The 13010-nt window shown below is 45.4% G+C and carries 10 protein-coding genes and 1 pseudogene; 4 read left to right on the plus strand and 7 right to left on the minus strand.

The window, feature by feature from the left end; all coding sequences use genetic code 11:
• Positions 1-49: 49 nt before the first annotated feature.
• The 6 genes and pseudogenes from fabG to FDZ78_RS13790 all read right to left on the minus strand — a co-directional run.
• On the minus strand, positions 50-796 hold the full coding sequence (gene fabG, locus FDZ78_RS13765; protein ID WP_107031468.1) for a 3-oxoacyl-[acyl-carrier-protein] reductase: 747 nt from the start codon (positions 794-796) through the stop codon (positions 50-52).
• Between the two features lie 24 nt (positions 797-820).
• A complete protein-coding gene (locus FDZ78_RS13770) occupies positions 821-1420 on the minus strand; it encodes a TetR/AcrR family transcriptional regulator (protein ID WP_107031467.1) in 600 nt (199 codons plus the stop codon).
• 92 nt (positions 1421-1512) lie between these two features.
• Entirely contained in the window at positions 1513-4698 is a 3186-nt protein-coding gene (locus tag FDZ78_RS13775; RefSeq protein WP_136408786.1) for an efflux RND transporter permease subunit, read from the minus strand.
• Between the two features lie 38 nt (positions 4699-4736).
• Positions 4737-5858, minus strand: a complete 1122-nt coding sequence (locus FDZ78_RS13780) for an efflux RND transporter periplasmic adaptor subunit (protein ID WP_136408787.1) — start codon at positions 5856-5858, stop codon at positions 4737-4739.
• Positions 5859-5898: 40 nt separating this feature from the next.
• Positions 5899-7314, minus strand: coding sequence for an efflux transporter outer membrane subunit (locus FDZ78_RS13785; RefSeq protein WP_107031464.1), 1416 nt, complete (start codon positions 7312-7314; stop codon positions 5899-5901).
• 473 nt (positions 7315-7787) lie between these two features.
• A pseudogene (locus FDZ78_RS13790) lies at positions 7788-8108 on the minus strand (single-stranded DNA-binding protein); the annotation flags it as partial.
• A gap of 137 nt (positions 8109-8245) precedes the next feature.
• Here FDZ78_RS13790 and FDZ78_RS13795 point away from each other — a divergent pair.
• Genes FDZ78_RS13795 through FDZ78_RS13810 form a run of 4 tightly spaced genes read left to right on the plus strand, consistent with a single transcriptional unit; the run spans position 8246 to position 12162 of the window.
• Positions 8246-8863, plus strand: coding sequence for a hypothetical protein (locus FDZ78_RS13795; protein WP_136408789.1), 618 nt, complete (start codon positions 8246-8248; stop codon positions 8861-8863).
• Positions 8864-8914: 51 nt separating this feature from the next.
• Entirely contained in the window at positions 8915-9553 is a 639-nt protein-coding gene (locus tag FDZ78_RS13800) for a thymidine kinase (RefSeq protein ID WP_107031461.1), read from the plus strand.
• Between the two features lie 45 nt (positions 9554-9598).
• Positions 9599-10372 (plus strand): DUF3108 domain-containing protein, encoded by a 774-nt coding sequence (locus FDZ78_RS13805; protein ID WP_107031460.1) that lies wholly within the window; start codon positions 9599-9601, stop codon positions 10370-10372.
• Between the two features lie 59 nt (positions 10373-10431).
• Complete coding sequence (locus tag FDZ78_RS13810; protein WP_136409191.1) at positions 10432-12162, plus strand: bifunctional UDP-sugar hydrolase/5'-nucleotidase; 1731 nt, start codon at positions 10432-10434, stop codon at positions 12160-12162.
• Here the strand turns inward: FDZ78_RS13810 and FDZ78_RS13815 are convergent.
• A complete protein-coding gene (locus FDZ78_RS13815; protein ID WP_136408790.1) occupies positions 12148-12993 on the minus strand; it encodes a VanW family protein in 846 nt (281 codons plus the stop codon). The two genes, FDZ78_RS13810 and FDZ78_RS13815, sit on opposite strands and share 15 nt — an antisense overlap.
• Positions 12994-13010: the final 17 nt, after the last annotated feature.

A 13010-nucleotide genomic window follows, 5' to 3' on the forward strand; every position in this document is an offset into this window, starting at 1 on the left:
TGTTTGCTGATCAGGGAAATATCCTTATGTGATTAACGTTGGTCCGGTATTACATGTTCATGCCGCCATCTACCTGGATCACCTGACCAGATACATAGCTTGACATGTCAGAAGCAAGGAATGTCGCTACATTAGCGATGTCTTCAACCTGACCGGCGCGACGCAGAGGAATCTTCTGAGCCCATTCTTTGCGCACGTCTTCAGGCAGAGCTGCGGTCATGGCAGTCTCTATGAAGCCAGGGGCAATAGCATTGGCGCGAATGCCGCGTGAACCGACTTCCTGAGCGATGCTCTTGGCCAAAGCGATAAGACCGGCTTTTGATGCTGCATAGTTTGACTGTCCAGCATTTCCATGAACGCCTACTACAGATGCCATATTGATGATTGAACCCTGACGCTGACGCATCATGATAGGGAGAACAGCATGGATGAAGTTGAATGCGCTCTTGAGGTTTACGGCAATGACAGCATCCCACTGGGCTTCGGTCATTCGCATCATCAGACCGTCTTTAGTGATGCCGGCATTGTTGACAAGGATATCAATGTGGCCGAAATCTTCTTTGACTTTGCTGACAACCTCTTCAGTCTGTGCAAAATCAGCAGCGTTAGAGGCATAACCGACAGCGCGCACGCCAAGAGCCTGCAGTTCTTTTTCGGTCGCTTCCATATTTTCGTCGCGATTGAGGTCGGTGAATGCAATGTCAGCACCTTCCTGTGCGAATTTAACGGCGATGCTCTTTCCGATGCCACGGGCGGCGCCGGTGATGAGAGCTACTTTTCCTTCAAGTAATTTCATTTTCTGAATAGTCGTTTGGGTTTACTATATAGTTGATTTAAGTAAGAGCGTATTTAGCACGAAACTGATAACAGACTCCCTGATTCCTGCTGGGGTTATACCCAACTGGCTGAAATTGTCTCTCAGATGGCAATAGTCAATTCCTTGGAAAATCATCTGATATACTTCCGGAAGCAATGATGCCTGAAGAGGATCGAAGATGCCTTTCCCGACTCCCTCGTCAATCATTTCTTTGATGAGTTCCTGTTCTTTGGCTACAGCAAGCAGTCTTATCCGCTCAAGACGTTTATAGTCAAGCGTAAGATATGAAAGCAACTGGCTTGTGGTGGATGTCCGAATGGTTTCTTCCACGATGTCGAAGCGGGCATTCAGAAAACGGCGAAGTTTTTCTTCAGGCTCAAGATCGGAATTGACGATACCACGCAATTTCATGACTATGGCATCGCTCTCCCGCTCAATTACCGCTTCATAGATCTCCCTCTTGTTTTTAAAATAGGTGTAGATAGTGCGCCGCCCCTTGTCAGAAGCAGTGGCAATATCGTTCATTGTTGTCCGTTCAACACCATTGCTGGTGAAAAGCTGATGGGCAACCTCAAGGAGTCTTTCGCGGGTTTTCGACGCCATTGGTAGCTTTGGATATATGTTTTCACCTACAAAGATACGCTAATTATTTCATCAATGGAAAATAATTAAATAATGTTAACGAAAAATTCATATCAATTTTCTTCACCGGAAGCGCTTTTATCGGTGTTTTGCAGCCTCTTGGACGCTTGATCTGAACCGGCGAAGATTCTGGAAAGATGCTTCTCGCGAAAATTCTCCAAAAGTTCCCAAAAGCCCGGCACAAACAGAGTGCCTACAATGGCATTGACAGCCATGCCGAAGACAACGGCTGTGCCCAACGCAATGCGTGAATTAGCTCCGGCTCCGGTGGCGAAAAGCATAGGCAATACGCCGAAAACAAAAGCAAATGCAGTCATCATGATGGGGCGGAAACGAATGACACCAGCATCAGATGCTGCTTGTCTGACAGTCTGGCCGCTTTGGTGGAAGTCGCGTGCATATTCGACTATGAGTATGGCGTTCTTTGCAGAAAGGCCGAGCAGCAGGATTATGCCGATCTGTGTGTAGATTGAAATCGATTGTGACAGAAGCAGACACCCGATCACAGTGCCTAATATCGCCGTAGGCATAGATATGACAACAGCTATCGGATCGGTCCAGCTTTCATATTGTGCTGCGAGAACCAGGACTGTAACGATGACAGCAAACAGCAATACGAATGTTATTGTGGTCCCAGCCTGGGTTTCCTGATAGGCTTCTCCGGTCCAGGCATATGCAAACTGGTCACCTGCGGCTTCATCCAGAATTTCCTCCATCGCCTTTATGGTCTCCTTGCTTGACACATGGCCGGCCGGAGTCCCGGTAATTGAGGCGGTGGTGTACATATTATATCGGCTGACTGTTGACTGTCCGATGGCGGGTTCTATAGATATGAATGAAGAGAACGGTACCATGTTTCCGTTTGCATTGCGCACAGAGAGTCTGCCGAGTTTTCCTATACGGCTACGGGATTCACTGTCAGCACTCAGATTTACCTGATATGTACGCCCGAATTTGACAAAGTCGTTCACATAGCTACCGCCCATGAATTGAGCAAGTGTAGAATATATGTCATCAACAGAGAGTCCGAGCAGTTTGGCTTTGTCACGGTCCACTTTGATTGCATATTGAGGCACACCTGCCTGATATTGGGTGGTGAGTTGTGCGATTCTGTCATCCTTTTTAGCCGCTTCTTTCATTGCTGCCAGTACTTTCTGAAGGGCATCTGCGCCGAGGTTGTTTATGTCGAGTATCTGCATTTGCATCCCGGAGGTCATGCCTAAACCGGGTATGGCAGGAGGATTGATTGAAAATACTATGGGTTCCTGGTAGCTGCCAGCGATTTCACTGACATGAGCCATGATGGCATCCACATCCTGTCCTTTGCCTTTGCGCTGACTCCAGGGTTTGAGGACAACAAATAATGATCCCATATTGGCGCCAGACCCTCCGCCCATCATGGATGAACCTGAAATAGAGATCACATTATCTACTTCAGGTATTTTTTTTATCTGATCTGCCAGGCTTGTCACAATCTTATCCGTCCGGTCCAGCGATGCTCCGGTCGGAAGCTGCACGGATGTCATGAAATAACCCATATCCTCCTGCGGGATATAGCTGGTAGGTAGTTTCATGAATCCCCAGAATGCGAAAAGGCATATAATGACATATATTCCTATGGCGATCAATGGTCTTTGGAGCAAACATCCGATGGCGGATGTGTACTTCTTCATGACATTCCCATATCCTTTGTTAAACCATTTGTAAATAAAGAAATGAGGATTAGGGTCTTCTTTCTTTCTAAGAAAAAGTGCACACATAGCCGGAGTGAATGTCAGAGCGTTAAATCCGGAAAATGCAACAGAGGTTGCGATAGTAAGGGCAAACTGTTTGTAGAGTTCACCTGTGATGCCACTGATAAAAGCGGTAGGAATAAAGACAGATAGCAATACGAGAACCTCGCCTACCACAGGCCCTTGCAGTTCCTTCATTGCTTTCTCCGCGCTTTGTCTTGGCGTGAGTTTCCCTTCCTGCACGAGTCTGGCGCAATCTTCCACTACAACAATTGCATCATCGACCACAATTGCAATCGCAAGTACAAGACCGAATAAAGTCAGGGTGTTTATGGAGAATCCAAGCAGTTTCATTACTGCAAATGTTGCTATCAGTGAAACCGGAATAGCAATCATCGGAATGATTACTGCTCGCCAGCTTTGCAGGAAAATCAGGATGACGATCATCACAATGAGGGTTGTTTCTACGAATGTCACAAGCACTTCGTCGATAGAAGCGTTGACAAACGATGTCGTGTCCATGATCACTTCATAGTGGACTCCATCCGGAAAATATTCAGAAAGCTCATCCATTTTAGCTTTGACCTTTGTTGCGACATCAAGCGCGTTGGCGCCTGGACGCTGCTGCACACCGATCAGCCCGGCTTGCTTGCCGGACACATGTGAGATAGTTGAATAGCTTTCACTGCCTAATTCAACGGTTGCAACATCTTTCAGCCGTAATATCGAACCGTTCGGATCTGTTTTCAAAATGATATTGCCGAATTCTTCAGCAGTCTGCAATTGCCCGTCGGACGTCAAAGTAAATTCAAAATCGACATCGGATGGCGCCGGCGGTGCTCCGACACTGCCTGATGAAACTTCAAGATTCTGGGACTGTATCATTTCGCTGACATCTGAAGGCGTAATGCCGCGGACTCTCATTTTTTCAGGGTCAAGCCACACCCTCATGCTGTATTTGCCGGCTCCGAACGCACCTGCGCCTCCCACACCATCAATTCTTGACAACTCATCGATAATATTGAGCTGTGCGTAATTGGTCAGATACAAGGCGTTGTAGCGGTCGGGGTTATCTCCTTCGAGCGCAATGAAAAGTATGATGTCTGAAGATTCGGCCATGACCGAGACTCCCTGCTCCTTTACAGCTGTAGGAAGAGTGGCTTCGGCTAATGAAATTCGATTCTGGACTTTGACGACAGCATCGTCAAGATTTGTTCCGTTTTCGAAAGTAATGGTCAGGCTGTATGACCCATCGCTTGAGCTCGAACTCATATACATCATGCCCTCGACTCCGTTGATCTGTTCTTCGATCGGAGTTCCGACAACTTCGGCAATGGTTGCTGCATCCGCCCCCGGATAGGATGCTGACACCATAACCGTAGGCGGTGTTATGTCGGGATATTGTGACACAGGCAGGCTTTTGACAGTCATCAACCCAATCAATACCATTATTATGGCGATGACCGTGGCGAAAATCGGACGATCTATGAAGAATCTGGAGAACATAAGTGTGCGTTTAGGAAGATTCGGGACTCAGGTTGTGATTATTTTACAGTTACAGGCTTTACTTTCATGCCGTCAGTGACTTTCAGCATGGCCTTTGTCACATAACGGGAATCGGGGGAGATGCCTGAAAGGATCACTCTAAGAGAATCGTGATAGAGCGGACCAATGGATACAGGTGTGTACACGATCTTGTCTGAATCATTGACAACATAGAGATATTTGCCAAGCTGATCTGTGCTCAAAGCAGAGTCCTTTACCAGTATTGCCTTCTTTAATTTCTTATATGGCAGATTGATCTTGACAAACATTCCGGGGCGGAGTTCATCATATTTGTTATCAATCTTACATTGCAACGCGACAGTCCCGGTTGATGTGTCTACCATAGGAGCCATATATGTTAGATCGCCATAATATCTGTAACCGATGGTGTCTGAAAAACTCAGTTCGACATTTTTCAGTTCAGGCATATTCCGGTAATCATTGTTGTGTAGAAGTTCCAGCAATTTTTCGTCTTCAATTGAAAACTGAGCCGTCAGAGTCGAATTATTGTAGAGAGTAGTAAGGATCACCGGACTCCCTTCTCCGTTGATATATGATCCGACATCATAAGAGGCCGATGTAACATAGCCGGATATAGGGGCGATGACTGTGCAGTATCCTAAGTTTGTCGTGGCGGTCTCCAATGCAGCCTGTGCATTTTTTATATCTGCTTCTGCCTGTCTTAAGTCACTTTCGGCCTGAATGACTTCCATTTTAGAAACCGCATCACTTTCCAGCGCTTTCTTTACTGCATCGTAGTGGCTTTGGGCATAGTCTTTGGAACTTTTTGCCGTAGCGAGTTCAGCCTGCGCCTGCTGCACGGCATCGCGATATTTGCTGGCTTCTATGCGAAAGAGCACAGACCCTTTATTGACGTATTGCCCATTGCTGAAATTTTTGCTAAGCAACTGTCCGCTGACACGACCCACGACATCGACTTTGGCCTCAGGAGTGAAATATCCTGGATAAGTATTGGTCAGAGTCACAGAATCAGTTTCAGGGAATGCCACATCAACTGTTTCCTCAGCATCTTCGTAATTATGGCTATGACTCTTGCTGCAAGATGAAACCAGCATGGTGGCTATAAGGAGTATGCCTGATGATATAAACTTTGTATTCATGTCTTTCGTCTGGTTTTGCGTTTATGGATTATGTTGCGTGTTATTGGGCTGTGATGGAGCCTCCTAATGCTTTGTAAAGATTGATCAGTGACACAAGAGCATCCCCACGGGCTGTTATGAGGGAGTTGGCATATGTCAGTGTATTAATCTGAGCATCTACCACATTGGTGAATGGGGTAAGCCCCTGTTTGTAGAGACTGACTGACAGGTCAAACGATTCTGTGCTTTGTTTCAGACCGTTGGAGTTGCTGTCCATTGTCTGCAGTGAGGCAAGGTATGAACTCATTGCGTTGTCAACTTCATTGACAGCAGTCAGTACAGTCAGGTTGTAATTGTCAATCCCTTCTTCAAGTTGCTCTTTAGCTTCTTGAACTGCATATTTTCTACTGAAGCCATCAAATAGAGTCCATGAAAGGGTAGGAGTGATGGAATATTCAACACTGTTTTTGCCGAAAAGGTCTTTTGCGTTATGAGCGGCAACACCGATTGTGCCTTCCAATGACAGATTGGGGAGATAGTCCTTTTTGGCAATTCCGATTCGGGTTGCATATGACTCAAGCTGAGCTTCGGCCGCTATGATGTCCGGTCTCCTGCGGAGCAGATCTGCGGGAATTCCGGTTGCGACCAAATGGCGATATTGAGGAGGAATGAAAGCTGCTGACAATCGTGGCCGGATGGCATCAGGATAGACACCTAACAAAACAGCAAGCGCGTTGACAGCTTCGTTTAGCGAAGTCTCAAGTTGTGGAATCTGTGCTTCAGTTGAGTAATATACGCTCTCTGCTTGGGTTACATCAAGTTTGGACACAAGGCCTGCTTCAAAACGTGCTTTTGCAATTTCCACTACTTTTGCCTGAGAGGCAAGATGCTCTTTCGTGACAAATATTTTCTCCTGAAATGTCCTCATATTCATATAATAAGTGGCTATGTTGGCGGCGATACTCAACATGGCCCCGTCAAAATCGGCTTTACTTACTTTCAGCAGGCTTTTTTTATCTTTCACTTGAGATGCTATTTTCCCGAATAGATCAATTTCCCAGTTCATCTTAGCTCCAAGCGAAAAATGGCTTGATGTCGATGATGGAACTGAAGATCCTGAAATCGCACCGGCGTTTCGGCTATAGTTATAAGCTCCGCTCAGACCGACAGTCGGATAATAGCCTGACATAGCCTGACGGACTTGTATATTTGCCACGTTGATGCGCTTCACCGCCATACTGACATTGTAATTGTTTTTCAGACCTTCATCAATAAGCGAATCAAGCAGTAGATCGTCAAAGTTTAGCCACCAGTCAGTATCCTCCGGCGGTTCAGATGCAGTGACAGATGTAGAATAATTCCAGCTTGCAGGCATATTCTCATTCAAATAGCCTGTGCTGTTATCCTTTGCGGAAATTCGTGTTGAAGCGCATCCGATTCCACTCAAAATAGTTAAAGCGTAAAATATTTTTCTCATAGTCAAAAATAGTTGAAATTATAACATCCACTATCTGAAAAGGGTTTATTGATTTCAACTTATGACATAAAGAAATAGAATCGGTATTACATGTAATTAACTTTTGTGTGCATTAATGTTGCCCATGCGTGCATTTACCTTTGCCTTTGTAAAAAAACAATAGGCTTATGAGAACAACTAATCCAATTAACTCCACTGACAGACTCTATCTCACAGTCATGATTGGGCGCAGAACATTGGCTACACTTAGCGTCAGTGGAGTCAGTAGCCTCACTGAAGTCTATCGTCATGTATTGAACACAGCTCAGGGGCATAAGGGAGTCATGACATTATATTTGCGCAATAGCACCCAAGGGTGGGTGCAGCAACACACAATGGTCATTAATAATAATCCATCCGCACCCCACAAAGAGCAGCCTGCTGCCAGCTCTTCGTCATACCCGTCTCTGTTCGATCAGGGACTATTTGAATCCTAACAATTCAAAATTGTCCACATATATCTCGGTCACATTACGTTTGATGGCGTTACGGTCTTCCCAGATCCGATAACGAATTTTGCCCTCCACATAAAGACGTGACCCTTTGCGGATATACTTCTCTGCGAATTCAGCAGCTCCATCCCACATGACGATACTGTGCCATTCGGTGCGTTCCGGGACTTTTGATCCGTCAGGCAGTGTGCGCTCCCGTTCGTTTGTCGCCATTCGGAACGAAGCGATAGGCCTCGTCTCAATATAACGTATTTCAGGATCTGTCCCGACATTGCCTATTAATATGACTTTATTGACGCTCACGTTTTCTTCGGATTTTTGTTAGACAATGGCAAAATTAATCATTTTTTAGCGTATATGAAACAAATTTTAACCCCTGTGCGTTTATGTATATGACATAAATAATCTAAATAGTTTCTCAAAACACAAAGATGTATAATATGAAAGGTCTGATTTACGGATTGACACTTTTAGGAGCTTTTTCAATGGTTTCATGTGACGAAACAGCCCGACTGGCAAAAGAACTGCCTGGCAGCTGGGCCGGGACTCCGGAAAATTTCACTGATAATGCATCGGTGACGGCTACGATCATTGAGACAATTGATATTTCCTCAAACCCGGATATGATGCCAAAAGGTGTACATGGCGGCACTTTGACTATTGCCGGGATGCTTTCGGCTAATACTCAGATTGTGGGGCAGCCTGGATTCGTCGAACCACTTGGGCTGACTGTAAGCGGTCGTTCTACAATTAGCGGCACCTGGACTGTGATTGATGACGATGAAGTAGCTGTAAGCCTTGATCCGTCGACCTTGACTGTCAGTGTCGATCCGGACGCAGTAGTGGTAAATGGAGTTATTACTGAAATGAACGGGCCCCGCGTGGATTCAATCAAACCGTCGGTCGCTTCGGCTATCGGACAAAGTCTTAAAATGGCTCTTGTAAACCGTTATTCTGCTATCCGGAAACTGGACGATGTGAAAATCAAAGGGCCGTTGATGAAATTTGAAATAGGCGATACCAATTACGTCTTTACCCGTCAGAGTGCTGCTCAATAAGAAAATTTGCTTATCTTTGCCTGACAATTCAATCTAAAATACACCCTTTGAATGAACAGGAAAGGCAAACTATATTTTCGATACGGCACAATGGGCTCTGCCAAGACTGCTCTGTTGCTGACCACAGCCTATAATTTTGAGGAGAGAAAGATGAAATATGTCTGCCTCAAGCCGGTTGTCGACACCCGTGATCTTACAAACGTTATAAAATCGCGCATTGGAATCCAGCGTGAATGCAAGTGGATCTATCACGAGACAGATCTCTATGAACTCGCTCAGAGTCTTTTTGAGGAGTCTATGGCAGTTATTGACTGGTTTCTGGTTGATGAAGCCCAGTTTCTGACCACAGCGCAGGTCGACCAGCTCTCAAGAGTCGTAGATGACTTTGGCAGTAATGTCATCTGTTATGGGCTTCGTACAGATTTTCAGAGCCACCTTTTCGAAGGGTCGCGCAGACTGTTTGAGATTGCCGATACGATAGATGAGGTAAAATCCACATGCACTTGTGGCCGTAAAACAATTATAAATGCCCGCATAGACCGCAACGGAGATTTTGTTGAAGAAGGAGAACAGGTCGAAATAGGCGGTGATGACAGATATATCGCTGTATGTCGCAAATGTTGGCGCAACAAGAGGATAGAACAGTCCTATCGCTCCATACTTCCGTTCAGGGAGTTGGCCAAAGACTGAAATTCGGGGCCGCAAAAAAGCCTCCTAAACACACTCTGATTTATCATGAAACTGAAACTGATTTCACTGCTGGTAGCTTTTGCAGGACTTGTGCCGGTGGCACAAGCGGCCAATCCGGTTTCTTTGGTTGATGAGACCCTGACGTATGATGTGATTTACAAATGGGGCTTTATAAACAAAGTCGCGGGATATGCCACTATGTCACTTCGTAATGACGGAGATCTCTATCGTGCTTCGGTCTTTGCCGAGAACGCTCCTTGGGCCAACAGCATCTATATGCTGAGAGACACATTGTACTCTACTATGACAAAAGACGGATATTTTCCGGTGTCATATACTTACATAGCGCATGAAAATGGAAAATATAAAAAAGACGTATTGAAATTCTCGCATACAGGAAATACATTTTCAGCAGAAGCAGTCAGGTATAAAAAGCCGGGGAAAGGGAAGCCGATGACAAGTTCAACACTTCATCTTGAAGCCCAGGGAATGACAGTTGACATGCTGAGCTCGTTCTTTTATCTGCGCACTCTCGATTTTCCTAACATGAAGAAAGGACAGAGCGTCACTGTCAATATTTTTTCAGGCTCTAAGAAAGAAAAACTGAAAATAACTTATATGGGAACCCAGACCATTTCTCTCAATGGTGGCAAATTCCCTACTTACTATATAAACTTCACTTTTACACGTAAGGGTGTAGAAAGTTCAGCTCCCATTTCTGGATGGATCTCCACTGATGGGCAACGCATACCGCTCAAGGTGGAAGGGTCACTCCCTGTAGGCAAAGTCCGTGCACTTTACACAGGTCCCAATCCCTGACAAATATGCTCTATTTGTGGCAATAAAAGATATTGGTTTTGAAAAAGACATTATTGGCAATGACAATTGCATCGCAGCTCCTCTCCGCAGCATCGGTTTCGGCAGAGGAGCTTACATATAAGATCGTAGCGACAACCGATGTTCATGGTAACTTTTTTCCGTATAATTTCATTACGCGCACACCGGGAGAAGGCTCCATTGCCAAAGTGGCTTCAAGAGTCCGCTGTCTGCGAGATTCCATCGGTAGTGATCATGTCATACTTCTGGACAACGGAGATATCCTGCAAGGACAGCCGACGGCCTACTATTATAATTTCATAGCCACTGACAGACCACATCCCGTGGCGATGATGCTGAAATCTCTTGGCTATGATGCCGAAACAATTGGCAACCATGACGTAGAGGCCGGTCACGCCGTATATGACCGTTATAAAAATGATCTTGGCCAAATACCACTGCTCGGAGCGAATGTCATAGACATCGCCACCGGTAAGCCTTACTTCAAACCATATCATGTCATAGAGCGTGATGGGATCAAGATTGTAGTGTTCGGACTTCTTACTCCGGCCATCCCTGCGTGGCTCCCTGAAAATCTCTGGAGCGGTCTGAAATTTGAGGATATGGTGGAATCCGCTGCCAGATGGATTCCTGTCATAAAGGTAAAAGAGGCTCCTGATCTAATCGTCGGACTTTTCCACTCCGGTCATGATTCTTCGAAAAAGACCGGTGACTGGATTGAAAACGCTTCTTTGAAAGTAGCAGAAGAAGTGCCGGGTTTTGATATTATATTTATGGGCCATGATCATCAGGTCTATAATTCGGAACAGGTGGCCGATAGCGATGGAAAGTCACCTCTGGTTCTCAATCCCGCCAATAATGCCGTGAATCTGGCCGAAGCAGAGGTTAAATTTACTCTTGACGGCAGAGGGAAGGTATTGGGCAAAAAAATAAGTGGCCGGATTGTCCCGCTTACAGATCTGACTCCTGATTCAGTTTTCATGACTGAATTCAGCAATGTCAAAGAGGAAATTGACAGCTTTGTAAACAGAAAGATAGGTGTTGCCACCGGCGATTTTTCTGTGAGAGATGCATACTTCGGGCCTTCTGCATTTATGGACCTTCTGCATGATCTTCAGCTTGAAATCAGTGGTGCTGACATTTCTTTTGCCGCTCCATTGTCTTTTGATGCGGTTATCTGCAAAGGAGATCTTCATATGAGCGACATGTTTACATTGTACAAATATGAGAATATGCTCTATACAATGGCCATGACAGGTCGGGAGATCAAAAACTATCTTGAGATGAGCTATTCGCTTTGGACATCAGAGATGGCCGATCCGGAAGATCATTTGTTGCTTTTTACAAAAGAGGAGACATCTCCGGCAAAGGGCGATTACGCAAAATTGCAGAATCCTGCCTACAATTTTGATTCTGCCGCCGGCATAATTTATGATGTAGATGTGACCAAGCCACAGGGTGATAAGATTATTATAAAGTCGATGGCTGATGGTAGTCCGTTTGACTTTGACAAAGTATATAAGGTTGCCGTCAATTCCTATCGAGGCAATGGCGGAGGAGATCTGCTGACGAAGGGGGCCGGCATACATCATGAAGATCTGAAATCGCGCATTCTCAAATCTACAGACAAGGACCTGCGTTACTATCTGATAAAACTTCTTGAACAGCGCGGGTCAATAACTCCGAAAATTACATCAGGCTGGAAGTTCATCCCTGAAGAATTGGCCGGACCTGCCGCACGGAAAGACCGCACTGTTTTATTCCCGGATTGATGAAGGTGCGGTTTTTCGGATCTCAAGACCGGAAGTGTCATACATGACCCGCGCATGATTCGTCCGGATAGTTTCCTCATGAATGCAGACACCGCTTCTCTTCTCGATCTTTTTTCGAATCACAGTTCCGTTCTTGAAAACAATGCCATCTTCTTTGGAGAAGAATTCGTTCTCAGCGCAGATATGATATGCCGATTTCTGTTCTTTACTGGCCCTGAGTTCGCCCTGGAGGTATTCTCCATCCGTATATACAAGCAGTTGATATACATTGTCTGTATCATTCCGGAATCTGTAGTCAAGATAATTGTAGACTATACTCGTTTCAGTACCAAACGGTATTTGCCGCTTGTAGTCAGGGAATAGATCAAAGCCGTCATGATGGTGATGCTCCACAATGGTGAGATCCGAATGCAACACCATCCAGTGGATAAGGTTTGTAAACTGGCAGTGTCCGCAACCTATACCTGTTGACGGTTTATTATTTGAAATTGTAAGCCCCACTTTATACTCGTGTCGGGCTGTGTCAGGACCGATGAGATGCCAGAAAGAAAATGGCTCTCCGGGGCGGATTAGGATTCCGTTCACTTTGGGTGCGGAAAGAGCCAGATTGACCGCTTTATTTTCTTGCAACTCCAAGTCTGTATTCCCTAATCTTCTTCGGATGAGGGACGCGTGTTTGTAGATCATGACCGGGAGCTTTTCATAGCTCTTTATTCTTGCAAATCGCTGTCTGCTCAGAGCGTCCTTTATCTTGCGCAGAAAGATGTTCTTCTTGACTGAAATTTGATATGTAAGAGGCGATATTTCACAAAATAGTTTCCGTTTTCCCATGAAGCATTAGAGTGTGT

This window comes from Duncaniella sp. B8 (genome assembly GCF_005304985.1).
GTDB classification, from domain to species: Bacteria; Bacteroidota; Bacteroidia; order Bacteroidales; family Muribaculaceae; genus Duncaniella; species Duncaniella muris.